The organism is Haloferax sp. DFSO60 (assembly GCF_046557615.1).
Classification (GTDB): Archaea; Halobacteriota; Halobacteria; order Halobacteriales; family Haloferacaceae; genus Haloferax.
In genome coordinates this window covers 178,252-203,561 of sequence record NZ_JBKIII010000002.1, presented here as the reverse complement: position 1 = coordinate 203,561, position 25,310 = coordinate 178,252, and the positions used below count along the sequence as shown (strand labels likewise).

Annotated in this window: 25 protein-coding genes; 15 read left to right on the top strand and 10 right to left on the bottom strand. The window is 60.0% G+C overall.

Features of this window, described 5'->3' with window-relative positions; all coding sequences use genetic code 11:
- Positions 1 to 303: 303 nt before the first annotated feature.
- Complete coding sequence (gene ddh / locus ACK509_RS10405) at positions 304 to 1,230, top strand: D-2-hydroxyacid dehydrogenase (protein ID WP_410766471.1); 927 nt, start codon at positions 304 to 306, stop codon at positions 1,228 to 1,230.
- Between the two features lie 67 nt (positions 1,231 to 1,297).
- On the opposite strand, the gene engB is transcribed toward ddh, so the two are convergent.
- Complete coding sequence (engB, locus tag ACK509_RS10400) at positions 1,298 to 1,915, bottom strand: GTP-binding protein EngB (protein WP_410766470.1); 618 nt, start codon at positions 1,913 to 1,915, stop codon at positions 1,298 to 1,300.
- Between the two features lie 107 nt (positions 1,916 to 2,022).
- A complete protein-coding gene (locus ACK509_RS10395) occupies positions 2,023 to 2,505 on the bottom strand; it encodes a hypothetical protein (RefSeq protein ID WP_410766469.1) in 483 nt (160 codons plus the stop codon).
- A gap of 210 nt (positions 2,506 to 2,715) precedes the next feature.
- Between ACK509_RS10395 and ACK509_RS10390 the strand changes: the two genes are divergently transcribed.
- A complete protein-coding gene (locus tag ACK509_RS10390) occupies positions 2,716 to 3,381 on the top strand; it encodes a helix-turn-helix domain-containing protein (RefSeq protein ID WP_410766468.1) in 666 nt (221 codons plus the stop codon).
- A 6-nt stretch (positions 3,382 to 3,387) separates the two neighbouring features.
- Here the strand turns inward: ACK509_RS10390 and ACK509_RS10385 are convergent, their stop codons facing one another.
- Positions 3,388 to 3,873, bottom strand: coding sequence for a GNAT family N-acetyltransferase (locus ACK509_RS10385; protein ID WP_410766467.1), 486 nt, complete (start codon positions 3,871 to 3,873; stop codon positions 3,388 to 3,390).
- 84 nt (positions 3,874 to 3,957) lie between these two features.
- On the opposite strand from ACK509_RS10385, the gene ACK509_RS10380 reads away from it, so the two are divergent.
- The 3 genes from ACK509_RS10380 to ACK509_RS10370 all read left to right on the top strand — a co-directional run bounded on the left by ACK509_RS10380 (position 3,958) and on the right by ACK509_RS10370 (position 6,888).
- Entirely contained in the window at positions 3,958 to 4,683 is a 726-nt protein-coding gene (locus tag ACK509_RS10380; protein WP_410766466.1) for a 5-formyltetrahydrofolate cyclo-ligase, read from the top strand.
- Positions 4,684 to 4,720: 37 nt separating this feature from the next.
- Positions 4,721 to 6,025 (top strand): TIGR00341 family protein, encoded by a 1,305-nt coding sequence (locus ACK509_RS10375; protein ID WP_410766465.1) that lies wholly within the window; start codon positions 4,721 to 4,723, stop codon positions 6,023 to 6,025.
- Between the two features lie 89 nt (positions 6,026 to 6,114).
- Positions 6,115 to 6,888 carry an SIMPL domain-containing protein gene (locus tag ACK509_RS10370; protein WP_410766464.1) on the top strand — a complete coding sequence of 258 codons (774 nt, stop codon included), beginning with the start codon at positions 6,115 to 6,117 and terminating at the stop codon, positions 6,886 to 6,888.
- Positions 6,889 to 6,903: 15 nt separating this feature from the next.
- Here ACK509_RS10370 and ACK509_RS10365 read toward each other — a convergent pair whose 3' ends face one another.
- Both ACK509_RS10365 and ACK509_RS10360 read right to left on the bottom strand, forming a co-directional pair.
- Positions 6,904 to 7,716, bottom strand: a complete 813-nt coding sequence (locus ACK509_RS10365; RefSeq protein ID WP_410766463.1) for a hypothetical protein — start codon at positions 7,714 to 7,716, stop codon at positions 6,904 to 6,906.
- A 78-nt stretch (positions 7,717 to 7,794) separates the two neighbouring features.
- Positions 7,795 to 8,772: an NOG1 family protein gene (locus tag ACK509_RS10360; RefSeq protein ID WP_410766462.1), complete on the bottom strand. Its 978-nt coding sequence runs from the start codon at positions 8,770 to 8,772 to the stop codon at positions 7,795 to 7,797.
- A 123-nt stretch (positions 8,773 to 8,895) separates the two neighbouring features.
- Here ACK509_RS10360 and ACK509_RS10355 point away from each other — a divergent pair, with 123 nt between their 5' ends.
- A complete protein-coding gene (locus ACK509_RS10355; protein WP_410766461.1) occupies positions 8,896 to 9,258 on the top strand; it encodes a DUF5518 domain-containing protein in 363 nt (120 codons plus the stop codon).
- Positions 9,259 to 9,621: 363 nt separating this feature from the next.
- On the opposite strand, the gene ACK509_RS10350 is transcribed toward ACK509_RS10355, so the two are convergent.
- A complete protein-coding gene (locus tag ACK509_RS10350; RefSeq protein WP_410766460.1) occupies positions 9,622 to 10,119 on the bottom strand; it encodes a DUF367 family protein in 498 nt (165 codons plus the stop codon).
- 80 nt (positions 10,120 to 10,199) lie between these two features.
- Between ACK509_RS10350 and ACK509_RS10345 the strand changes: the two genes are divergently transcribed.
- The gene (locus tag ACK509_RS10345; RefSeq protein WP_410766459.1) at positions 10,200 to 10,547 is read left to right on the top strand and encodes a nuclear transport factor 2 family protein; all 348 of its coding nucleotides are present in this window, start codon (positions 10,200 to 10,202) and stop codon (positions 10,545 to 10,547) included.
- A gap of 18 nt (positions 10,548 to 10,565) precedes the next feature.
- On the opposite strand, the gene serS is transcribed toward ACK509_RS10345, so the two are convergent.
- On the bottom strand, positions 10,566 to 11,945 hold the full coding sequence (gene serS, locus ACK509_RS10340; protein WP_410766458.1) for a serine--tRNA ligase: 1,380 nt from the start codon (positions 11,943 to 11,945) through the stop codon (positions 10,566 to 10,568).
- Positions 11,946 to 12,044: 99 nt separating this feature from the next.
- Here serS and ACK509_RS10335 point away from each other — a divergent pair, with 99 nt between their 5' ends.
- From ACK509_RS10335 to ACK509_RS10325, 3 genes are all read left to right on the top strand, one after another.
- A complete protein-coding gene (locus ACK509_RS10335; protein ID WP_410766457.1) occupies positions 12,045 to 12,953 on the top strand; it encodes an MBL fold metallo-hydrolase in 909 nt (302 codons plus the stop codon).
- Positions 12,954 to 13,058: 105 nt separating this feature from the next.
- Complete coding sequence (locus ACK509_RS10330; RefSeq protein WP_410766456.1) at positions 13,059 to 15,062, top strand: AMP-dependent synthetase/ligase; 2,004 nt, start codon at positions 13,059 to 13,061, stop codon at positions 15,060 to 15,062.
- Between the two features lie 129 nt (positions 15,063 to 15,191).
- Positions 15,192 to 17,099, top strand: a complete 1,908-nt coding sequence (locus ACK509_RS10325) for a cation:proton antiporter (RefSeq protein ID WP_410766455.1) — start codon at positions 15,192 to 15,194, stop codon at positions 17,097 to 17,099.
- 22 nt (positions 17,100 to 17,121) lie between these two features.
- Here ACK509_RS10325 and ACK509_RS10320 read toward each other — a convergent pair whose 3' ends face one another.
- A complete protein-coding gene (locus tag ACK509_RS10320; protein ID WP_410766454.1) occupies positions 17,122 to 17,589 on the bottom strand; it encodes a hypothetical protein in 468 nt (155 codons plus the stop codon).
- A gap of 162 nt (positions 17,590 to 17,751) precedes the next feature.
- A complete protein-coding gene (locus ACK509_RS10315; RefSeq protein ID WP_410766453.1) occupies positions 17,752 to 18,834 on the bottom strand; it encodes a phosphotransferase family protein in 1,083 nt (360 codons plus the stop codon).
- 108 nt (positions 18,835 to 18,942) lie between these two features.
- Between ACK509_RS10315 and ACK509_RS10310 the strand changes: the two genes are divergently transcribed.
- On the top strand, positions 18,943 to 20,637 hold the full coding sequence (locus ACK509_RS10310) for an aldehyde ferredoxin oxidoreductase family protein (protein ID WP_410766452.1): 1,695 nt from the start codon (positions 18,943 to 18,945) through the stop codon (positions 20,635 to 20,637).
- Between the two features lie 526 nt (positions 20,638 to 21,163).
- Here ACK509_RS10310 and ACK509_RS10305 read toward each other — a convergent pair.
- Positions 21,164 to 22,297, bottom strand: coding sequence for a thiolase family protein (locus ACK509_RS10305; RefSeq protein ID WP_410766451.1), 1,134 nt, complete (start codon positions 22,295 to 22,297; stop codon positions 21,164 to 21,166).
- A 253-nt stretch (positions 22,298 to 22,550) separates the two neighbouring features.
- On the opposite strand from ACK509_RS10305, the gene ACK509_RS10300 reads away from it, so the two are divergent.
- Genes ACK509_RS10300 through ACK509_RS10285 form a run of 4 tightly spaced genes read left to right on the top strand, consistent with a single transcriptional unit; the run spans position 22,551 to position 25,307 of the window.
- Positions 22,551 to 23,978 (top strand): ATP-binding protein, encoded by a 1,428-nt coding sequence (locus ACK509_RS10300; RefSeq protein ID WP_410766450.1) that lies wholly within the window; start codon positions 22,551 to 22,553, stop codon positions 23,976 to 23,978.
- A 51-nt stretch (positions 23,979 to 24,029) separates the two neighbouring features.
- Positions 24,030 to 24,854 carry an MBL fold metallo-hydrolase gene (locus ACK509_RS10295; RefSeq protein ID WP_410766449.1) on the top strand — a complete coding sequence of 275 codons (825 nt, stop codon included), beginning with the start codon at positions 24,030 to 24,032 and terminating at the stop codon, positions 24,852 to 24,854.
- A 33-nt stretch (positions 24,855 to 24,887) separates the two neighbouring features.
- Entirely contained in the window at positions 24,888 to 25,097 is a 210-nt protein-coding gene (locus ACK509_RS10290) for a hypothetical protein (RefSeq protein WP_410766448.1), read from the top strand.
- A gap of 30 nt (positions 25,098 to 25,127) precedes the next feature.
- Entirely contained in the window at positions 25,128 to 25,307 is a 180-nt protein-coding gene (locus ACK509_RS10285; protein ID WP_410766447.1) for a hypothetical protein, read from the top strand.
- Positions 25,308 to 25,310: the final 3 nt, after the last annotated feature.

Genomic DNA, 25,310 nt, shown 5'->3' with positions numbered 1-25,310 from the left:
CTTAGCCCCTTGTGATGAGGACTTTCGACCGAGCCACCGACCTACAGACGAAGAGCGGATGCGCTGTTTTTGCACCCCGTGCGACTGAGGCACACGACCTCATCGCCGTTTCCATCCCAACTCCCCGACAGAGAATATGGACCGCTGGCCATTTCTCGGACTGTGTGCCGCCACAACGGCGGGTCTCGCAGGCTACACAGAGGTGAGCATCCGCAGAGCGATACAGTGCTTCCGCCACCGTGGTCGAAGACTGGATGAGACGCCGCCGCAAGTTCCATTGGGTCCGACGGCGACGCCTCTCTCATGAACATCGAACGCGTCGCAGTCGACGAATCGGTCGCCCGCAACATGCCACCCGAACAGTTCGTCGAGGCGCTCTCCGCTCTCGACGTTCCCATCGAACTCGTCGGCGAGCGCGAGTCTTTCGGCCCGGGCGACGTCGTCGTCTCGTTCGGCCACCGCGACTCCTTTCTCGATGCAGCGTGGGTCCACTGCATTCGCGCAGGCTACGACGAGTTCCCCGTCGGCGTCTACGAAGAGGCCGGAACGTTCCTGACCAACAGTACCGGCATCCACGATACCACAGTCGGCGAAACCGTCCTCGGCTACATGCTCACGTTCGCCCGCCGACTCCACGCCTATCGTGACGGACAATCTGCGAACGAATGGCGACTCCCCGAGTACCACGAGCCGTTCACCCTCGACGGCGAACAACTGTGTGTCGTCGGACTCGGGACACTCGGGCGAGGAATCGCCGACCGTGCGGCCGCACTCGGGATGAACGTCGTGGGCATCCGCCACTCTGGTCGCTCAGTAGAGAACGTCTCGACAGTCTACACCCCGGACGAACTCCACGAAGCGATTGCCGAGGCGCGCTTTGTCGCACTCGCCGTTCCCTTGACCACAGAGACCGAGGGCATGTTCGGAACAGAAGCGTTCGAGACGATGCGTGACGATGCCCACCTCATCAACGTCGCACGCGGACCGGTGGTCGATGAGGCCGCACTTATCAGCGCACTCGAAGCTGGCACCATCGCAGGTGCCGCCCTCGACGTATTCGCCGAAGAACCACTCCCCGAAGAATCGCCGCTCTGGGACTTCGAAAACGTCCTCGTGAGTCCGCACTCCAGTTGGGCGACGAACCAGTTCCACGCGGACATGGCCGCGTTCGTCGGAGAGAACGTCGAAAAATACGAATCGGGTCAGACGCTGACGAATCGAGTTATCTGAAGTCGGCGACGCTGGCTATCGAAATCCGCCAGCCCTCGCTATCGAAACGAACCGCGTTCTCGACTCGTCAGAGGAACTTGAATAGGTCGTCGCGCTGCTGTTCGTGCAGGTGTGACCGAAGCGCTTCGTTCAGATTCGAGATGTCGCCGCGCTTGGCCGTAATCGGTGCGATGGTGTCTCGCCACTGCTTCCACGGTGGGAAGAGACCGAGGCGGTCACAGAGGTGGTTGAGGCGTTCGTCTCTGTCGCTTACTTTGTCCATCTTGTTCACCGCGACGACAGTCGGAATGTCGAGTTCGTCGAGGAAGTAGAACATCTCCACGTCGTGTGGAATCGACTCTTCGGTGGTGTGACGGTCGATGATGTCGATGACGCTCTTGCCATCAACGACGAGAACGGCCGCGAGGATGTTGTCCGCGTTTTCTTCGATGTAGCGGACGATATCCGTCTGAATGGCGTCTTGGGCCTTGGACTCGACGCCGGACATGAAGCCGAACCCCGGAAGGTCGGTGAACATGAACTTCTCCGGTGCCCAGTCGAAGTGATTGGGCGAGCGGGTGACACCGGGCTTCTTGCCAGTCGTGAACTTCGTGTGCCCAGTGAGTTCTCGCATCAGCGTTGACTTTCCGACGTTCGACCGCCCGACGAGAACGATTTCGTCACGGTTCGGTCGGTCTTCAAACATACTCGCGATTCGGGACGACAACAGATAAACAGGGCGAAAGTATCGCAGGATAGACGACAGACGATGCACGGGTGACAGCGAAGCACACCGCCGTTTCCGAACCAGTATTAGTCGCTCGGCAACTGGTCTGCGTGTTCGACGAGAAGTCGTAACATCGGTTCGATTTCGTGGAATCGTGGCCCGCGTTCGACGGCCCACGCCTCACGGTTCCAGCGGATGTAGCCCGCCGTATCGAGTTTCGGGAGATGGATGTGATACAACTCCGATTTGAGCTGTTGTGGATGCTTGCCGCTCCCACTCAACTCACGTACTGTCCTGTCGAGCGTGTCTGTTGGGTCGTGGAGAACTTCCAACAGAATCCGCCTGCGATAACCATTTGCAAGGCAGGAGAACGTCTCGTCGAGACGTACCGAGGGAATCATCTCCATCGTCGCGGCCACCATCTGGGTTCGAGTGGCCCCAACGGATGCTCGGAAGACGCCGAAGTGGAGCATCGAGGCAGACTCGAACAGTTCGCCCGCCAACACGGGCAGTCGGTTTCCACCACCATCAGCCGACGCCGACCGTGTTGGGGGGTCATCGAGAGACACGCACGAACTGGCATCTGCGTGTTGTCCCTATGGGCCGCAGTTGATAGTCGATGGCTGTGGACAGTCACAACGATTCCCTCAGCAACAATAGCTAGCAAAGCAACGTTGAACTTCTGCTTTCACAATACTGCTATTCAAAAGCAAACCATGGATGTTGCTATCCAATGACACGGCAATTCAATACAGCAGACCCCCAACGATACGCGAAGAATGGCCGTAATAATCGAACTAACAGTTGACGCCACCGACTTCGACCTCGGTCAGGTGACTGCCTTTGGCGATAACGTCGTCATCGAGCTAGAGCGGGTCGTTCCGACTGGAGGTGAAGTCATGCCATTTTTTTGGGTGTCTGGTATCGACTTTGACGAGTTTGAACGGACAGTCCGGGCGCGAGAACTCGTACAAGACCTGACGCCGATTGCGAACGTCAACGACCGCGTCCTCTACCACGTGTCGTGGGGGACCTCAGTGTCGAGTCTGACCCGTATCCTCATCGAGAGTGAAGCGACGATTCTCGAAGCGACCGGGACGACACCGTGGATGTTTCGTCTCCGATTTTCCGACCACACCTACGTGAGAGATTTTTATACGCAATGCCAAGAGTCGGATATCGATATCCACGTCAATCGGGTCTACACACTCACCGAGGAGGATACGAACGTCTACCAGTTCAACATCACCAGCCATCAACACGAAGCGCTCGTCACTGCCGTCTCTGCGGGCTACTTCAAGGTTCCACGCGGGACCACGCTCAGAGAGGTCGCTGACCAACTCGAAATCAGTCCACAGGCCGCCTCAGAACGGGTTCGCCGTGGGGCCGACAAAGTACTCCGAAGTGTGCTGCTAAGCGGGTCTGGACTGCCGTTTTCAGATTGAAACCCGTCAGATTGACCTAACGAATCGAATCGTTTCGACGGCGTCGTCGGAGGAGCGTCGCGTCGCTACGTCGAACCCTTGTTGGTCGTAAAACGACTGTGCAGAGTCGTCGCCATCGACACACGAGGCCCACTGCTCGCGTGCGCCGTCGATGACTTGTTGTGCAGTAATCGTGTGCAAGAGCGCAGTTCGCGCACCAGCGCCCGACCGTTCGGGGTGGACCATCAGTGAGTACACCTCACCTGCGGCAGAGTCAGTCATTCCACCACCGCCAGCAGCGATGACCTCGTCGTCTTCGACGGCGACGACCCACCCGTGCCAGTCGTCCGGAAACCGAATCTCTTTGCGGAGTGTGCGCTCGTCGAACCTGTCGGTAATCACTGCCTCAGCGGTTTCAACGCCAGCGCCGCGCGACGACACCTCCCGCCAGTGTTCGGCGCAGATGGTGGCGATAGCAGGCACATCCGTCTCTCGGGCAGTACGCACGAACATACACGAATATTTGTGAAAGTCCGGTAAAACCGTTTCGCGTGACACGACCACAGCACAGTAGGTGACACGCGGCGTGTGACGACTATGGAGAAACAAGCAATTCGAGAGCGTGTGTGGGACGCCCTCGAATCGTCGGGCGAAGCCCGCTTTCCATTTCCACCACACGGTCGGATTCCGAACTTCGCTGGCGCACGAGCGGCCGCCGACCGACTCACAGAGACCCCCGAATGGAAGTCGGCGACTGCAATCAAAGCGAATCCTGATTCACCACAACTTCCAATTCGACGGCGCGCACTTCGAGAGGGGAAAACGGTGTACATGGCCGTCCCGCGCCTCCGCGACGAGGAGTGTTTCTACGAACTCGACCCCGAGAGTCTCGACGACGACGTACTCGATAGCGCCCCGACCGTCTCACACGTCGCAACCCACGCCGAGAAAGTCGGCCCGGACCGACTGCCCGACATCAACCTCATCCTCTCGGGCTCTGTCGCCGTCACCGAACAGGGCGCTCGCATCGGAAAGGGAGAGGGCTTTAGCGACCTCGAATACGCGATTCTCCACGGTCTCGGTGCAGTTTCCGAAGAGACGGCGATAGTGACGTCCGTCCACGAATTACAAGTGTGCGACGACGCACCCGCCCCCGACGCGCACGACGTGCCGATGGACCTCGTCGTCACTCCCGAGCGAACGATTCGAACCGAGACGCCGTATTCGCGCCCGACTGGAATCCAATGGGAGGCGCTCTCGGACGAGCAAATAGCCGAGATGCCCGTCCTCCAGCAACTTCGACCCGAGCGCCGAAAGCAGTAGCCCGAGTTTATTTCACACCGGCGAGTGACCTCACACCGTGCGACTCGTCCAGGTGTTGGTGCCTACCGGCAAGCGAAACTCCGTCTTGCAGACGCTCGAATCGGAAGGCATCGACTACGCAATCTCTGAAGAAACCTCGGGCCGTGGATTCGCCGCCGTCGTGACGTTTCCGCTCCCGAAAACCGCCGTCGAACCCGTCTTAGAGCAACTGCGAGAAGCGGGTATCGAACGCGACGCCTACACCGTCGTCACGAACGCCGAAACGGTCGTCTCGAAGCGATTCGACCAGTTACAAGAGAAGTACGACGAGTCAGACCGAAACGGCGACCGAATCGCCCGCGAGGAGTTGGCATCGGCCGCAGAGAGTCTCGCGCCGTCGATGCGGACGTTTCTGACGATGACGATAATCTCGGTACTCGTCGCAACCGCCGGTCTCTTGCTCGATTCGCCTGCCGTCGTCGTCGGGTCGATGGTCATCGCACCGCTCATGGGACCGGCGATGGCCGCCAGCGTCGGCACCGTCGTGGACGACGACGAACTGTTCGTCCGCGGCGTGCGTTTGCAGGCCGTCGGCGGCGTCGCGGCCATGGCGACCGGCGCGCTCTTCGCGTTCTTCCTCAAGACGACCGGTGCAGTGCCGTTGTCGGAGGCAGAGGTGTTCGCCATCCCCGAAATCAACGAACGTCTCGCACCCGACATGCTGGCACTGGTTATCGCCCTCGGAGCGGGTGCCGCGGGCGCGTTGTCGCTCTCTTCCGGTGTTTCGACGGCACTCGTCGGTGTCATGATTGCCGCGGCACTGGTGCCGCCGACTGCGGTCGTCGGTATCGGTCTCGCGTGGGGGTCACCGGAGTCCGTCGTCGGGTCGGCAATTCTCGTCCTCGTCAACTTTCTGTCTATCAACTTCGTCGCTATCGCGGTCCTCTGGCAACAGGGCTACCGACCGGAGCGATGGTTTCGCCGTTCGAACGCCCGGCGGACGACACTCATTCGGGTTGCCTCGCTCGGTATCGGTCTGCTCGTCCTCTCGTCGTTCCTCGGCGCGGTGACGTACTCGACCTACCAGAACGCCGGGTTTCAGGCGGATGCGCAGGACGTCGTGGGCGACGTACTCGCAGAGGAGAACGCGCGCTTGCTCTCAGTGGATGTGACCTACGGCACCGGGCCGTTACAAGAACCGACAGAGGTGGTCGTGACGATTGGGTACGACCCGTGGACTGACCCACCGAGGGTGACAGACGAGTTACGAACGCGAATCAACGAGGTTGCACCGCAATCGCTGACCCTGTGGGCAGACGACCGAATCGACGTCGAAGTGCGATATGTGGCCGTCTCCTCCTGAATATCGGAGATTGGGAGAGCTGAGCGAAGAGTACAATCGTTCTTTGTCTCTACAATGCGTTGATTATCTCATCTGTCGTTCTGTTCAGTATGAAACGACAGTTCATCGCACCACTCGTTCTCGCTGGATTGGTTCTCATGGCAGGGTGCCTCTCCGCACCGCTTCAGAGTACGCCCGGCGCGAGTACCGACGGCGATACCGCCCCGACGATTACCACCTCTGGCGTCGGTGAAGTCACCACAGAAGCCGACCTCGCTATCATCTATCTGAGTGTGACCGCGACCGCAGAATCCGCAGACGAAGCCCGCGGGATGGTCGCTGAAGACGTCGCATCTGTCAGACAAGCCCTCACCGACGCGGGTATCTCTGACGACAACATCCAGACGACCGGCTTCAACATCTGGCCCGAGTACCGCTACGGCGAACGCCAGGAACTCGTCGGCTACCGTGCGACCCACACGATGAAAGTCGAAGTCGCCCCCGACCAAGCCGGTGAGGCTATCGACCTCGCGGTCGGTGCCGGTTCGACCAGCACCATGGGCGACGAGTTCACCCGTGCGATTCAAGTCCAGAACGTCCAGTTCACGCTGACCGACGAACGCCGCGACGAACTCCGGTCGGAAGCCCTCCAGAACGCAGTCCAAAACGCTCGCGCTGACGCCGACAGCATCGCCGAGGCTGCGAACGTCCAAATCACGGGCGTCCAGCAGGCATCGACTTCGAACGGCTACACGCCGTCGCCGTACTACCAAGTCGAATACGCTGAAGACGCCGCCGCTCGGAGCGGTGGTGCGCCAACTGAACTCTCGCCCGGTCCCGTGACGGTGCGCGCCACCGTCAACATGGTCTACACGATTGGCTGAATCGAGCGAATCGAATCACTCACTCACTGAAAACGACGCTCGTTTTTCCCCAAGTCCCCAGTCGAGAATCGCAGTCATGCTCGATTTTTCTGTGTTCGTCCGTCCAGAGAGTTCACGACTGACCGTTTCACCGACAGGGACGGGAAACGAGAACGTCGAAACCAGCGGAAGGCTACTCGGTCCGGTCCCCAAGACGACGCCGAGGAAGCGGCCATCTCGGTCTCCAGTGTTCGAAACCGAGAGCCGTACCGTGAACGGCTCGCCCCGTTCAACGGTGTCTGGAACACTAAACTCGGTGACCGAAAACCGTGGTTCGCTATGGAACTGTTCGACGACCGACTGTGGAAGTTCCCACCGATACGTTTCGTCAGCCGATGGCTGCCACTCGATTGCGGCACGTTCAGCCTGAGCGAGTGGGACTTCGACGCTCAGAGGGGCCGGATTCTCGGGTGAGAAACCGTGTCTGTACGTTTGACTCTCGTATCGCTCTCCGTCGATCATCGGACTCAGTTGAATATCGGAGTATGGCGTCCCACCAGACTGCACTGAGAGTGTGAGAAACTGAGAATTTGAATACCCTGCTGGATAGACGTGACCAGTGGCCCCCACATCGAGTGTGGAAATGAGCTTGTTCACCTTCGGGTCAGAAAGTCGCAAGAACATGTCGTTCGGTCTCGTGGCTTTCTCGCCCATCGAGAGCGCGCGATTCGAGGTTGTCTGCGACTCGTCGTTTTCGCCACTCTCTGCCAGACAGCCAGCAGTTGCACTCAGGAGACCACACCCACCGAGACGGAGGAGCGACCGTCGTGTAAACCGAGGAGAGCCCATCAGTGAACTGACGAGTTCACGCCCACGGTATGAGTTTTGTGCCGGAGAACGCCAGACCGTAAAGAGAGATTCGCTCGCTTACTCGTTGCGCGACGGCGGCAGGTCCGTCTCGAATTCGACGGCGTCGGCGAGTGCATCGAGGACTTCTTCGACGTTCTCGCCGGTCTCGACGCTCATGTAGAGGTCCGCTTCGACGTCCGTCGAGCGGTCGCTCTTGTTGCAGACGGTGATGACCGGGATGTTGCGCTGTTCGAACCGTGCTTTCACGGCATCGCGGAGTTCGAGTTGCGCGTCGATTGGGTAGCCGCACTCCCCACTCGCATCGACGACGAACAGCACGCCGTCCGCGAGGTGTTCAATTGCGCTGACAGCCTGCTTCTCGATGTCGTTGCGCTCGTCTTCGGGACGGTCGAGGAGACCGGGCGTGTCGATAATCTGGTAGCGGATGCGGTCGCGCTCGAAGTGGCCGATTTGGACGCCCTTCGTCGTGAAGGGGTACCGCGCGATTTCGTTGGAGGCGCGAGTCACGTCGTTGACGAACGAGGACTTCCCGACGTTCGGGTAGCCAGCGACGACGAGTGCGGGCTCGTCGGGGCGGATATCGGGCAAGTCCTTGAGCGCGTCGCGGGCGGCACCGATGGCGAGCAAGTCGTCTTCGACCTGTTCGACGATGCTCGCCATGCGAGCAAACGCCTGCTTTCGGTGTTTTCTGGCGGTGTCTGCGTTGGTTTGGCGGAGTTTCGACTGGTACTCACGGGCAACGTTGTCGATGGTCCGCGAGGCCCACATCACCTGCGCGAGGCTCTGTCGGAGTTCGTCGACGTCGACGATGGCGTCGGCGAGTTCGTAGTAGAATGGATCGACGAGTTCGAAGTCCGGCCATTCGACGACGACGTTTTCGAGGTTGTCCGAGAGGATGTTCGATGCTGTCTGGAGCATGGACTGCTGGGCCTCCAGCTTGTCCTGTTTCGCTCGCCCCGAACGTGCGGCCCGCGAAAAGGCCTTGTCGATAAGTTCGTCCGACCGGGGCGTGGTCGGGAGAGACTCGAAAATCATTGTACTCAGTTACTCGACCGAACCGTAAAAGCCCGTTCGTTTGGTTCTCGGCGTTTCGTGCCCCGGTTTACCACGGCGCGCGTCCGCCACGAAGCTCATACGTCGCCGTGACGTACAACTGGTATGATAGACTGGAAAGCAGTTGCCGTCGGCTTCGTCATCATCGTCGTCGCCGGTATCGTCGGGTTCTCCGTACCCATCTTGGGCCACGCCGTCGCGGGCCTCATCGGCGGCTTCGCGGCAGGCTATCTCGCCGGTGGCTCACTCGGAAACGGCGCGTGGAACGGTCTCATCGCCGGGTCTATTTCGGGTGTCATCGTGACCCTCATCGCCGCACTCCTCGGTGGCGCGCTCGGCTTCGCCGCTGGCCCGCTCGGAACCCTCGTCGGCGGACTCGGTGTCCTCGCTATCGGTATCTTCCTGACCGTCATCTTCGCACTCGACAGCGCGTTGGGTGGGGCGGTTGGTGCGTGGGCGAAGGCGTAGGTCGGTAATCACTTTCGAAATATCGAAAATTGTGTTACGTTCTCAGCGTACTGCACCGGGGTCACTGGTTGTCACACGATTGCTTCCACATCTTTCACAACGGTCAGGCCGACTGCCTCTCCCGAGGAATTGACCACATGCTGCGCAGTACCAACTTTCGTAGGCTACGTAGAGCAAGACACCACCGATTACGGTTGTCGTCAAACTGACGTACATGAGCTCGGTGAACTGACTCGGTAGACCACTTATCCACAACAGTATACCGAACCCTAGGAGCATGACGCCGTATTTTACTTTAGGCCTCATATACGAAATCTTGTATGTGGATGTGATTGATATTTCCTTCGCCGCAATTATCAGATATTACTCCGCCCGGTCCAGATACTCCTGCTGAATCTCGATAATCTCGGTCGAATCCTCGCACTCCGAGTAACGCCGAAGCGGTTCTTCGTTGAGTTCGAGGAAGGTATGGCCCCAGTTGAATTTGGACAGAATTTCCTCGGCGTGTTCCTTCTCGTCGAAAATCACGAGTGCCGCGGCCAACGCCTCCACAGTCGTGAGTTGCATCGGTCGCCCGAAGTTGACGGGGTTGGCGGCGACGAGATACGGGAGCGCCCGGTGTTCGCCGGGGAGCGAAAACATGGCTTCGCCTGCCGATTCCCACGAGCAGTCGAGCGCGACGAGTGCCCCCGAATCCTTGTCGGCGGGCGAGAGCGCCTTCTCGGCGTGGGGATTGAGGACGACGCCATACGGTGTTGCACGGTCCGACCGGTGGAGCGCCGCGAGGTCGAATCGGTCGAGTTTCTTCGCGGTACACTTCTTGGGGTCGTCATCGCCCTCGTATCGAACGTGCAGGTCCACGGTCGAGATATGGGTGTCTGAGCAAAAAGCATCCCGAAGGTCGGCAAGAGATTCTTGGCGATTCGGTTCGCACTTCGTGTGTGGACTCCGACGTGACCGACCTCGCCCGGCGCTACTACGACGCGATAGACGACAAGCGGTACGACGACCTCCGCGACGTACTCGCACCCGAGTTCGTCCAGTATCGCGGTGATATGACATTGGATGGCCGCGACGAGTTCGTCTCGTTCATGCGCGACGACCGACCGAACAAGGAGACGAGCCACGTCCTCGACGAAATCGAGGCTGAGAGTGACGACAAGGTGGTCGTCGAAGGGCGGTTACTCGATTCGACCGGTGAGACGATGTTCGGATTTCTCGACCGATTTCAGGTTCGTGGTGGGAGGCTCACCGAACTGAAAACGGTCGCGCGACCGGTCGAAAACTGAGAAAAGTCGAGTCGAAAACTAGTCTTTCTTGCCAGCGCCGACGGCGGCCTCGCCGACCGGTTCGTGACCTTCGATGACTTCGCGACCACCCATGTACGGCTGGAGAGCTTCGGGGATATCGACGGTGCCGTCCTCGTTCTGATAGTATTCGAGGAGGGCGACCATGATACGACCGACAGCGGTTCCTGACGCGTTGAGCGTGTGGAGGTACTCGGCCGATTCGTGGCGCTCGGGGCGGTAGCGAAGACCGGCGCGGCGAGCCTGGAAGTCTTCGAAGTTCGAGGCCGACGAGACTTCGAGCCAGCGGCCGCCCTGCTCGGGCGCGTTGTCCGACTCGGTGCCGGGTGCCCAGACTTCGAGGTCGTAGGTCTTGGCCGACGAGAAGGTCAGGTCGCCCGTACAGAGCGAGAGGACGCGGTAGGGAAGACCGAGACGGTCGAGAACTTCGGTGGCCTCGTCCACGAGTGCTTCGAGACGGTCGTAGCTGTCTTCGGGTTCGACGAAGTTGACGAGTTCGACCTTGTTGAACTGGTGGACGCGGACGATGCCACGGGTTTCGGTGCCGTGTTCGCCTGCTTCACGACGGAAGTTCGGGGTGTACGCCTGGTGCTTGAGTGGGAGGTCTTCTTTCAGAAGGATATCGTCGGCGTACATGTTCGTGACCGGAACCTCTGCAGTTGGGCAGAGCCACAGGTCGTCGTCTTCGTAGTCCTCGGTCTCCGACCCGCCGATGCGGTAGGCATCCTCGGCGAATTTCGGCAACTGGCCGGTTCCGACCATCGAGGTCGTCTTGACCGGAATTGGCGGGAACACGTCCACGTAGTCCTGTTCGCGGTGGACGTCGAGCATGAACTGAATCAGGGCGTGTTCGAGCATCGCGCCCTCGCCCTTCAGGAAGTAGAAACCCGACCCCGTGGTCTTCGCGCCGCGTGCCTCGTCGATGATGTCGAGACGCTCGCCGAGTTCGTAGTGGGGCGTGACTTCGGCGGGGAGTTCGCGCAGGTCGTCGAAACCGACCCGGCGAACCTCTTCGTTGTCCGATTCGTCGGCACCGACCGGAACCGACTCGTTCGGGACGTTGGGGATTTCGAGCAGTCGCTCGTCGAGTTCCGATTCGAGTTCGTCGGCGCGAGTTTCGAGTTCCTGCAGTTCTTCTTTGAGTTCGCCCGACCGGTCGATGGCGGCCTGTGCTTCCTCGTCTTTGCCCTCCTGTTTGAGCGTGCCAATCTTCTGGCTGACCTCGTTGCGCTCGTGGCGCAGGTCGTCGCCCGTCGCCTTCAGCGAGCGCCACTCGTCGTAGGTGTCGATGAGATGGTCGAGGTCCACGTCGGCACCGCGGGCCTCCAATGCCTCTCGGAGTCGCTCCGGTTCGTCGCGGAGCAGTTTCCTGTCAATCATTGCTCCGTGGTACAAGGGAGAGCGGGAAAATCGTATCGCATCGCCCGGTCGATGAAACGCCGACCGAACGCTTTTGTCGTCAGCAAACCGCCGTCAACCATGGCGATTGGCGACGTCGAACGTCTTCCAGGGAGTACGGACATCTACTACGTCGATACGGGCATGTACGAGGTGGAGAAATACGGGTCAGTCTATCTCATCGACGCCGAGAAACCGGCGCTCATCGACACCGGCATCGCCGCCGACCGCGAACACGTCTTCGGCATGCTCGACGAGGTTGGCGTCGAAGACTTGGCCTACATCCTGCCGACGCACATCCACCTCGACCACGCGGGCGGCGCGGGCTATCTCGCCGAGAAGTACCCCGATGCGACCATCATGGTCCACGAAATCGGTGCGCCGCACCTCGTTGACCCGACGCGACTCATCGAGGGGACGAAAGCCGCCGTCGAAGACCAGTGGCAGTTCTACGACGAACCACTCCCAATCGACGAGGGGCGCATCGAATCGCTCACCGGCGGCGAAGAAATCGACCTCGGCGACCGAACCCTCACAGTCTACCATGCTCCCGGCCACGCGCCGCACCAAGTGATGTACCACGACGACGGCGACGACGCCCTCTTCGTCGGTGACGCGATGGGTATCTGGGAGCCGAAGACCGAGACGATTCGACAGACATCACCGCCTTCACAGTTCCACCTTCAGAAGGCGCTGGACGACGTGCGAACTATCGAAGAAATCGACCCCAAGACCGTCTGTTTCGGTCACTTCGGTCCGAAGTCCTACAGCGAAGACCTCGCAGGCGAGTACAAGCGCGTCCTCGTGGAGTGGGTCGAAGCGATTCGACAGAAGCGCGACGAACTCGAAGACGACGACGCAGTCATCGACTACTTCATCGAACACACGAACATGGACGAGGTGTGGGGGTCACGAAAGGCCGGTGACGAAGAGCGCCTGAACACCCGAGGCGTCCTCGGCTACCTCGACTACATCTCGCGCGACGAGTAGTCTGAAAACAGAATATCGGCGCAAATCGGCCCGTATACGACGAATCCTCTGTTTCAACCTTTCCAACGTACATAGTTTTAAATGTTGAATTAGAACTAACAGGTCATGGATTGGCGGGATGCGGAGGCGACGTTCGAAGACCCGGTCCTCGAGCGAACAACGCTTCCACAGATGTTCGAACAGAGCGCAGACCGAAACGCCCAGCGAAGCGCACAACGATACAAAGGGGGTATCTACAACCGCTCGCTCGTCAGTGAGGGTGTCGTTCCCGCCGCACCGCGTGGTGATTACGCCGAACTGACCTATCAACAGATGCAGGGTATCGTCCGCAATCTCGCCGCTGGCTTCCGTGACCTCGGCGTCGATGCGGGTGACCGAATCGGGATTCTCGCCCACACGCGCATGGAGTGGGCACAGACGGATTTCGCACTGCTCGCGGCCGGGTGTACCGTCACGACCGTCTATACGTCGTCTTCAGAACGGCAAGTGCAGTATCTTCTCTCTGACCCCGGTGCGAGTGGCGTCGTCGTCGAAAATCAAGAACTACTGGACCGCGTCGTCGCCGTCGAAGACGACCTCGACCTCGAATTCATCGTCGTCGTAGACGACTACGAGGGCTACGACGACCGCGACGAGATTCTCACATTGGGCGAACTCCACGAACGCGGCGCGGCCGTGTTCGACCCCGAAACGTACGATTCGTGGCTCGAATCGCGCGACGTAGACGACCTTGCGAGCCTCATCTACACGTCGGGCACGACGGGACAACCGAAAGGCGTCCAACTCACCCACTGGAACTTCCGGTCGAACGTCAACGAGAGTTATCGGCGCTTCGGCCCACGCCCCGACAAAGAGGGCGTGCCGATTATCGGCCCGAACTCGGTCGCACTGTCGTTCCTCCCGCTCGCGCACGTCTTCGAGCGCATGGCAGGCCACTTCATGATGTTCGCCGCTGGCGCGACCGTCGCCTACGCAGAGAGTCCCGACACGCTCCGCGAGGATTTCCAACTCGTCCGTCCAACTGTCGGCACGAGCGTCCCTCGCGTCTACGAGAAACTCTACGACGCGATTCGGACGCAAGCGAGCGAATCGGCTGTGAAAAAGCAAATCTTCCAGTGGGCCGTCGGCGTCGGCCAAGCCTACCACACCACCGACTCACCCGGTTACCTGCTCGAAGCGAAGCACACGATTGCCGACCGTCTCGTCTTCCAACAGGTCCGCGACGCACTCGGCGGCAACGTCGAGTTCTTCATCAGCGGCGGCGGCAGTCTCTCAGCCGAGTTGTGTGCGCTCTATCACGGGATGGGCCTGCCGATTCTCGAAGGCTACGGCCTCACCGAAACCTCACCGGTCATCTCTGTGAACCCGCCTGAAGAGCCGAAAATTGGGACGATTGGCTACCCACTCCGCGACGTCGAACTCAAACTCGACGCGAGCGTCGTCGGCGACCAACTCGGCGAGGCCGGTGGCGAGGTTGGCGAGTTGCTCGTCAACGGTCCGAACGTGACCTTGGGCTACTGGAACCGACCCAACGAGACAGAGGCCGCATTCGTCACCGACGATGACGGAACGCGCTGGTTCCGAACCGGCGACGTGGTCGAACTCCGACCCGACGGCTACATCGCCTTCCGCGAGCGTGCGAAACAGATTCTCGTCCTCTCGACCGGTAAAAACGTCGCACCCGGCCCAATCGAAGACGCCTACGCCTCGTCAGAAGTCGTCGAACAATGTATGGTACTCGGCGACGGTCGGCGATTCATCTCGGCGCTCATCGTCCCGAGTTTCGAGGGCCTGCAAGCGTGGGCGCAGAGCAAGGGAATCGACCTTCCAGACGAACCGAAGGCCATCTGCCGCGACGAGCGCGTCCGCGAGCGAATCCAAGCCGAAATCGACCGTGCGAACGAGAATTTCGAGTCTTACGAACAAATCAAGCAGTTCCGCCTCCTGCCCGAGGAATTCAACGAGAACAACGACCTGATGACGCCGACGATGAAGAAAAAGCGCCGGAACATCCTCGACCGGTATGCCGACGAAGTGACGCTCATCTACGACGAGGATACCCAAGCAGAGAAGGAACGGACCCGCGGCGATGCTGCCGCCTCGCAGTAGAATCGTACAGGTTAAACTTTTTTGCTGGATTAGCGGACAAACATTATCGAATTTCGCCGTAAATCGCGTCCGAAATGTATGCTTTTATCTTCTATGGACACATGGCCAAAAACAATGGAGGCGAATTAAGTGGCTGCCGCTGGAGGAGCGAATCTCATCCCGCTCGTGGCTGCGATCATCGGCATCGGCGTCATTGCGCAGGTGCTCTCGGACCGATTCCAGGTCCCGAGCGTCGTGTTTCTTATCGCGTTCGGGATTCTCCTCGGACCGGAGGTTCTCGGTGTCATCACACCGGACTCGTTCGGCAACGCGCTGCAAGCAATCGTCGGTCTCTCGGTCGCGATTATCGTGTTCGAGGGGGCTTTCCACCTGCGCATCGGAAAGTTGCGGGAAGCACCCGCAGCGACGCTGAGACTCGTAACCGTCGGGGCCGCAATCGCGTTCCTTGGAACTGGTATCGCCGTTCACTTCGCACTCGGTGCGTCGTGGCCGGTGTCGTTCCTCGTCGGCGCACTGCTCGTTGCAACGGGACCGACGGTCATCGCACCAATCCTAGAAGTCGTTCCGGTACGCGACCGCGTCGGGGCCGCCCTCGACACGGAAGGTATCGTCAACGACGTGACCGCCGCAATCGTCGCAATCGTCATCTTCGAAGCGATTATCGAAGGTGTCAGCAGTCCAAACGCGCTCGTGACGCTGTTCGCCGAACGACTCGGCGTCGGTGTCATCGTCGGCGCAATCGTCGCGGGGTTCTTGTACTACTCGCTCCGCTACGTTGACCTTTCTCCCGGAAATGCACCGCAGAACGCCCGTCTGCTCGTTCTCGCGGGCGCACTCGTCGCGTACGGTGCCGCCGACTTCATCGCCGCAGAGGCGGGTGTCGCCGCCGTCGCAACTGCCGGGATTCTCCTCGGCAACGCCGACGTTCCGTACGAAGAGGAGATTTCGGCGTTCAAAGGCGATATCACCCTTCTCGTCCTCTCCTTTGTCTTCATCGCCCTCGCGGCGTTGCTAGACTTCGAGAACCTTCTCGCGCTCGGCGCTGGCGGCCTGTTGGTCGTCGTCGCCGTCGCGCTGGTCATCCGCCCGCTGCTCGTGTTCATCTCGACGCGCGGTGACCGCTTTACCCGCGGCGAAAAGCTCTTTATGAGCTTCGTCGGCCCGCGTGGGATTATCCCCGCTTCGGTCGCGACGTTGTTCGCTATCGCGTTCCGCGAACGCGCGTCCGAACTCGCCGCAGAAGGCCTGACACAGCAGGCCGCCGTCTTGAACCAGAGCGCCTCGGTCGTCGTCGGAACGGTGTTTCTCGTCATCCTCATCACCGTCGTCTTCGAGGCCGGTTTCGCCCGTCAAATAGCAGAATACCTCGACATCATCCCAATGCGTGTACTCATCATCGGAGGCGGGAAGGTGGGCCGAACGCTCGCCGAACGCCTCGCCGACCGCGGAGAAAACGTGGTCCTCATCGAACAGAACCAAGAAGTCGTACAGACAGCCAGAAATCAAGGATTCACCGTCCACCACGGCGACGGAACCGACACAGACGTACTCAGGTCCGCAGGGGCCGGGAATGCAAAGGTCGTCGTCGCCGCAACCGGTGACGACGACGTGAACCTTCTTGTCGCCCAACTCGCCAGTTCGAAGTTCGACCCCGAGAGCGTCCTCGCGCGGGCGAACAACCCCGACAACGTGGACGCCTTCGAGGAACTCGGTGTCCGTACCATCTCCTCGACTATCGCCACCGCACAGGCGATGGACAACTACATCGAGCGTCCCGCGATGTCCAACTGGATGGGCGAAATCGGTCGCACCGGCGACGTCCAAGAAATCGAGGTCACCTCCGAGAGTCTCGTCGGCAAGACGATTCGTGAGGTCGGCCCGGAACTCCCCGATGGGTGTCTCATCACGCTCGTCTCCCGCAACGGCGATACGAGCGTTCCGAATGCAGACTTCACCCTCCAGAAAGGCGACCGCATCACCATCATCGGCGAGCGCGATGCTGTACGGAAAGCCGAGAATCTCGTCTGCGAAGAGTAAGTCACGAACGCTGTTTTTTTGATTACTCCGGCGACGAGAGTGACGTCTCTGGGTTGAGGCCGTAGAGAACGTACGAGTCTGCGAGTCTCTCACTTCGCTCGGTCTCGCTGGCGTTTATCACCGAAATTCCGGCGACTGTGCTACCTGCTTCTTCGACGAGTGTCGTCGCCGCCTCCATCTGGGCCGCCGTCTCCATCCAGTCATCGACGACGAGGACTCGTCTTCCGGGCGTGAGCCGAGTCGAATCGACTTCGAGTGTCTTCTTTTCACCCGTGTAGCCGGTCAGCGCACACTGAAGCAAGTCAGTCTCTGGAATTGGGAGTTTGCCACCTTTTCGAATCGGGAGAAAGCCGACGCCCAACTCCAAGGCGACGCCGGTCCCGAGAACGAGAACGGTGAGATGTCGGCTGTCTCGAAAGCGTTCGTCGAGCACGTTCAACGCATCTTCGGATACGACCCCACCGACGACCTCTCGAACGTTCGAGTTCATCCAGAAGAAGCACCACGGCCGGTGATGTTCCGCGACCCAGCGAGCGAGCGATACATCGCAGTCGCTCCGGTAGTCGCCGAGTAATTACCGACGAGACGCGTTACAGTCTGGCGTGACGCGTCGAACTAATTTCCAAACGGCGTATTCGAGAGCCGTCGAAATTCAGAGATACTGCGACACGAATTGCCGATGTTCTTTCTCGCGCTGATCTTTCTCCTCCGGAGATGCATCCTGATGCCAGAGCGGCAGACAGGCCATCGCACCCAATCGACAAGCGAGTGTGTACAGCTCCATCCGCTCTTTTGTCTCTTCGTCGAACGACCACTCCGTTCGCGCCTCAGTGTAGGCAGTGCGAAACACGGTGCGCAAGTGGTCGGTCACTTCGGGGCCGTCTGATTCGGGGTTCAGCAGATAGAACTCTGTATTTGCGAGGTTGCTCGCCGGTTCTGTCGCCGAGAGGTTTGCCCAGTCGAGGACGGCCTTCGTCTCACCAGTTTCGGGGTCGATGAGGAGGTTCCCGTATCGATAGTCCCAGTGGCAGTAGGTCGGTTCGTCGGGCTCGGGAAGCGTTGGAATCGCTTCTCGCACGAACTCCCGAAGGTCCGGTACGAGGTCGGCAAACCGCTCCGGTTTCTCCGCGAGGTCGGGGAAGAACCCGCCCGAGTCGAGGCTATCGAGCGTCTCCTCGCAGTCGTCCAATAGCTTGTCTCGGTAGTCGTCGTATCGGGGGTTCTCTTCGGTGTCCAACACGGTCAACTCACCATCTTGGACTCCGACTTTCCCCGTCGCTGGAAGCGGTCCGAGTTCGTGGAGTTCAGCGAGATTCTGGCCCGCCTCGCGCAGAATCGACTTGCGAGCGTCCACCGAGAGAGATCCGGATTCTCCTTCGAAGTTCTCGCCGCCGACGAACGACATCAGGTAGAATGGCGTGGGATACTCGTCGTGGTCGTCGCAGGAGCCGAATACTGTTGGGACGGGAATATTCGTACTCTGTCCCACGAGTTCGAGCAACCGAGGCTCTGCTCTCGCTATCTCTGGGGCAACGAGGTCTGCCGTCGTCGCTTTGAGAACCACCGTTCGACTTTCGTCGGGAGTTCGAACGTCGAGTATGGCGACCAAATCGGTCCCATGCTGACTCCGCTCGATAGAATCGACGTGCCAGTCAGCTTCGAGTTCCGCAACCATTCCGCGTATCGCAGAGCCGGTGACTCCTTCGGCGGGTGAGTCGGGTGACTCCGTCGTCATACGGGTACTCCCAACTGAACGCCCAGAAATGTTGCGGTGGCGACGTGTTCGGACGAGAGTACCCGCTGGAACACTAATCATTATTCAGCAGGTACCCGAAAGACACCTATGCGCCACGCAGCGGGCCCCCTGTGTTCGGTCAACCTTTCGACACAGACTGCCGAGGAACACGACATCGACGACGTACTCGAATCGTTCATCGGCGGTCGCGGCGTCGGAACGAAACTCGTCCACGACCGCGTACCGTTCGATGCAGACCCACTCGGCTCCGAGAATCGACTCGTCCTCGCGGCCGGGCCGATGCAACAATCGCAGATGAGTTTCACCGGGCGAGCGAGTCTGACGAGTGTCTCACCGCTCACAAACGGACTCGTCTCTTCGAACGCGGGTGGCTTCCTCTCGCGGCATCTCGTCGGAACTGGCTACGGAGCCATCGAGTTCACCGGCACTGCCGACGAATTGCTTGCAGTCCACATCCGCCCCGAAGGCATCGAATTCGAGGCCGTTCCGGACCTCGAAAAAGCGGAAGTTCCAGAAGTTACCGAATATGCCGACGAACGGTGGGGACTCGACCCCGAGCAACTCATCTGCATCGGCCCTGCGGGTGAGAACGAAGTTCGGTTCGCCAGCGTGATGACCACCGAGTCGCGGGCGTTCGGTCGTGGCGGCCTCGGCGCGGTGATGGGTGCGAAGAATCTCAAAGTCGTCACGTTCGCGGGCGACGCCACCCCCGACGTTGAAATCGAGTTCCCCGCCGAGGCGATGGACGTCCACCGCGAGGCGGCCACCTCGGACCACGTGATGAAACGGCAGGGAACCACCGCCGGGACCGACTACGCGAACGCCGTCGAAGCGTTCCCGACGCGCTACTTCTCCGAACGCGAGTTCGAGGGCGTCGAAGGCATCAACGGCGACAGTGTGGAGTCGAAGAAGTACAAGAAAGCTACCTGCTCGCAGTGTGCGTTCGCTTGCAAGCTCCCGACCAAAGACGAAGAGCGCGGCGTCGAAACCGAAGGCCCCGAGTTCGAGACGGTGATGTCCTTCGGGTCGAACTGCGCCGTGGACGACATCGTAGACGTGATGAAGTCCAACGAGTTGTGCGACCGCTACGGCGTCGATACGATTTCGTGCGGCGACACCATCGCGGCGTATCTGATGGCGAACGACGAGTTCGGTAACGTCGAACTCATCCACGAACTCGTGGAGAAAATCGCCTTCCGTGAGGGTGTCGGCGACGACTTGGCCGAAGGGACTCACCGCGTCCACGGAGAGTTGGGAGTCCACGACTGGACGGTCAAAGGTATGGAGTTCCCGGCCCACGACGGACGCCACCTCCACGGCCAAGGCTTGAGTTTCGCCACCTCGAACCGCGGTGCGGACCACATGTACGCGTCGTTCTACGCCATCGAGTACCCCTACGTGGACAAGTCGAAGGCGATGGATGCCAACGGACTCGGTGGGAAACCCGAGCGCTTGGTGGAAAAAGAGAACCACAACGCCGTCCTCGACAGCGGCGTCGTCTGTAAGTTCTCTCGGGACTTCATCGACGAGGAGATGCTGGCGACGTTGCTCGACACCGACTACGACCACCTGCAATCGATTGGAAGTGAAATCGTCACGCTCGAACGTCACTTCAACAACCAGCGGGGGTTCGACCGGGCAGACGACACGCTCCCCTACGACATTCCTGGCTTCCCGAGCGCACTCTCGGAGTATTACGACCTTCGCGGCTGGAGCGAAGCGGGAGTCGTTCCGGAGTCGGCAGTTGGTGGCGCGAGTGGAGCGACGCCCGCAGACGACTGACGAACTAGTCCCCTTGGTTGGGGAATTCTAGACAGGGCGTTGATACGCTGAGGTTCCGTTGACGGAAGTCTGCGGGGTTAGTTCGTCGAGAACGCCGCCGGAACCTCGGCCCAGGAACTCGATTATGCTGAGATGGAACTGAAAACATAGTAGGCGCGCAAAACACCTCCTTCAGAACTTGTGAACCCAACTCGGAGGCCCATCGAGAATTTCCGAGAGAGGTACTACCCGTTATTTTGGGCAGCGAGTTGAACCCTATCCTCTGCATTGGGTGCAGTGCCGGAGTGCCTCTGACAAGACCCCGGCCACTCGCCTACTCGGGGGTTGCCCGCCCCGTCATGGCGTTTCAACGAATCTCCCAACAGGACAGAGTACCGTCCCGTGCCACCCTTTTCGCTCGATTCGCTTGGCAACAATCGGTATGCAACAATCCGTATTTGTGAGCGTCAGCGAGCAACTGCTCGTGAGACGCAATGCCTCACACTGTGGTACAACACTCGTGAGAAAGCGGGGCCGGTGAGGAAGCTTACCGGCTGAACTCGATGGCCGCACCCTGTCCGAATCCAACACAGAGCGAGGCGAGACCACGGTCGGAATCGCGCTTGACCATCTCGTGGATGAGCGTCACGGGGAGACGCGCGCCGGAGGCACCCAATGGGTGGCCGAGGGCGATTGCGCCACCGTTGACGTTCAGGCTGTCTTCGTCGATACCGAGTTCGCGGCGGGAGTACTCACACTGACTGGCGAACGCCTCGTTGATCTCGAAGAGGTCGTAGTCGGAGATGTCGCGCCCGGCGCGTTCGAGCAGGCCTTCAGTCGCCGGGACAGGGCCGATTCCCATCACCGTCGGGTCCACGCCTGCGACGTTGTTCGTGCCGACAGAAGCGAGTACGTCGAGACCGTGTTCGTCTGCGAATTCACGGCTGGTGACGAGGACTGCGGCCGCGCCGTCGGTGATTTGCGAGGAGTTCCCCGCAGTGACAGAGCCGTCGCCGGTGAACGCGGGCGAGAGGCCGGAGAGGGCTTCGACGGAGGTGTCGCGGCGGATACCTTCGTCTTCGGTGACGACGCCGTCCTCGGTCTGGATTGGGACGATTTCGTCGTCGAAGCGACCGGTATCGGTGGCTTCGGCGGCGCGCGTGTGGCTTCGGACGGCGAACTCGTCTTGGGCCTCGCGGGAGACTTCGTACTCGGCGGCGACTTTCTCGGCGGTCATCCCCATCTGGAGTTGGAAGAGGTTGTACTGCTCACTCAGTTCGGGGTGGAGGTGCTGGTAGGAGTCGCCGTCCATCGGGACGCGCGACATGCTCTCGACACCGCCTGCGATGATGCACTCGCGGTTACCCGCGGCGATGGCGTCGGAAGCCGAGATAATCGACTGCATGGACGAAGCACACCAGCGGTTGATGGTCGTCGCCGGGGTTCCTTCGCCGAGTTGGGAGAGGAGGGCGATGACGCGCGCGACGTTGTTGTCCTGTTCGGTGCGCTGCTGGGCGACGCCCCACATGAGGTCTTCGACGTCGTCGGCGTCGATACCGTGTTCGTCGAGAATGTGGTCGATGAGGGCGACAGAGAGGTCTTCGCTTCGAACGTCGGCGAAGACGCCACCTGCCTTTCCGAATGGCGTTCGATACGCGGCCGCGATGACTGGTTCAGGCATGATACAGCATCAGTCTTCGAACACCATAAATAGTTTAGAACTCGCAAACCTTCGAAACGAGTTTTTTGTTTATTGGAGAGTGTCGAAGCGAGCCAACAACGACGTCGAATCACGTGTCGTATTCGGATTCCGTGTTTTTCGAAGGTAGAACCAACGATTCGGGTGAGTAGGGTAGAGACAGCGAAACTGGTGTGGAATTGCTCGCAGACGCGCTCCGACGCTCTTATGCGTCTTGCCCGGCAATTTTGCGCGGATGAGTGAACGGGCGCTCGAAGTTATCGAGTTTCTGCTGACGGCCCACCTATATAGCAAGGACCGAACGCTTGACGAAAACGACCTTCCTCCGCGGTACCGCCGGGTGTTTTGGGCGACACCGGACGACGAGGAAGAAGCAACAGCGGGTGGAATCGAGCGACCACTTGTCGCGACCGATTCGATTGCACGCAAGGCGACGGGTGTCGAACATCCCTGGGATGCCATCTCCGACCTCATGTTCACCCAGCGCGAGGACTTCTCTGGGCGACTGTCGCTGACACAACCCGAGATGGCCCTCGAATGGTTCGTCAAACGCGCGGACCGAGACCGACTGGTGACGAACCCGACGATTGCCAACGCCGTCGAGGACCGCGACGACGTGGACGTGACCCACGCCGAAGCGCGCGACCAGACGCGACCAATTCACGCCGACCGCGTGTGGATTGACAGCCTCTTGGACGAGTACTTCGACGACGAGGAAGACGCCGAGATGCTCGACCTCGTACACGTGCGCGCACCCGAGGAAATCGAGATGACGCTCGACGACCTCGTTCTCACGACGGACCAAGAAGGCGAGATTCACAAGCTCATGAAGGCTATCGAACACCGCGAGTACCTCGCGCAAATCGGCCTCCGTGAGATTGGAAAGATTCTCTTCGTCGGTCCGCCGGGAACCGGGAAGACGACCGTCTCGCGTGCGCTCGCACACGAACTCGGTCTTCCTTTCGTGGAGGTCAAACTCTCGATGATTACGAGTCAGTACCTCGGTGAGACGGCCAAGAACGTCGAAAAGACGTTCGAAGTTGCGAAACGGCTGTCGCCGTGTATCCTCTTTATCGACGAGTTCGATTCAGTGGCGAAGACGCGTCGCTCGGACGAACACGCCGCGCTCAAGCGCGCTGTCAACACGCTTCTCAAGAGCATCGACGACATCTCGCTGATTCGGGACGAAGTCATCCTCATCGGCGCGACGAACCACCCCGACCAACTCGACTCGGCGGCGTGGCGACGCTTCGACGAGATTGTCAACTTCCCCAAACCCGACCGCGGCATGCGCTCGGACATCCTGCAGGTCATCACGAACCGGATGGAGATTTCGGAGTTCGACCCCGGCGCTATCGCCGACGTAACAGAGGGACTCACTGGGTCTGACCTTCGTCTCGTCCTCCGCGAGGCAGTCCTCGAAGCACTCACCGAAGAGCGCATGGAACTCACCCAAGAGGACCTCTTGGAGGCCGTCGCCGACTTCGAAGAGCGCGACAACCTCAAAAATCTGGACATGATGTCCGATTCGTCTGAGTTGGTCGCCGGGTCCGGTGACGGCGATGGTCACGGTCACGATCATGACCACGACGACGACCACGACCACAGCCACGCGGACGAAAACGAAAGCGCGAAACAGAAAGACGCTGGCGCGGCGCAGTAATCCGACCCTGGTCGGCCACGTTTATGCCCCCACCCCTCTCTTTGCTACTTAATGCGCGTGACCCTCCTCGGGACTGGGGATACGACCGGAACACCGACCGTCGGGTGTGACTGCGACACCTGCCGCGAGGCCCGCGAGCGCGACATCGAGCGCAGTCGATTCTCGGTCCACGTCGAAAACGAGCGAACCGACGAGTCATTGCTCGTGGATTTCAGTCCCGACTTTCGACACCAGTTTCTCACACAGGAGGCCCCGATTCCCGACGCCGCAATCGTCTCACACATCCACTTCGACCACATCGACGGCCTCGGCAACGTCTATCGCCTCCTCGACCACCTCGACGTCCACGCGGCAGACGAAATCGACCCCACAACGGGAGAGAGCGTCGCCGACACGATTCGCTCGAAGTTCGACTACCTCGACCGGATTTCGGTTCACGACCAAACACCCTTCGAGACGTTTCGTACCTGCGGACTCGACGTGACGCTCGTCCCGGTGGTCCACCCGCCGCTTCTCTGCTACGGACTCGCCATCGAAGACCCCGAATCGGGCGCAAAGCTCTCGATTTCGGGTGATTCGACCTACGCCATCTCAGAAGAGTCGCGGGCAGTGCTGGCCGACCCCGACTTGCTTCTCGCCGAAGCAATCGTCCCGGCATCGGTCTGCGAGTACCACCCTATCGGCGGCGACGACTACGACGAAGACGGCGTCCCGCGAACCTTCGGCACGAAGCACATGACCCGCGAAGGGGCAATCGCACTCGGCGACGATTTGGAGGCCGAAATCACGCGACTCGTCCACGTCGCCCACTACTACCCGGTCGAAGAGGCGTTCGAAGAACCGCTGGCAATCGACGGCGAAGTGTACGAATTATAACTGGTTTCAGTTCGAGGTCGGTAGTGGAACCGTATGACTCTCCGTAGCCTCCTGTCCGACCGTGCGTTTCGATTTCTCGTCTTCGCCGGGGCGGTGGCGTCAGCGACGAACCTCGTCGCCACCTTCGTGGAGTCGAGTGAACTGGCCCTGTTTGACGCCGCACTGCAATTCGTCTTCGTCGCAGTCTTTGGTGTCTTACTCGTTACCTACTGGAACTACATGGAGCGACGGGCAGCAGCGTGATTTTTCTGAGCCGAAAACCAACGACGAGTCGTGGCTGAAATCGTCTCCGCGCTCCGGTATTCGATTCCGATGGCGCTCGTCGCGGGCACCGTCTGGTACCTCGTCTCGTCGCTGACGGGGGAACCAAACTTCGTCGATGGCGCGGTATTCATGCTCGTCTTCGGTATCGTCGTCACCCTTGGATGGTTTTACTCCAGCGAGCGCGAGTAGTAG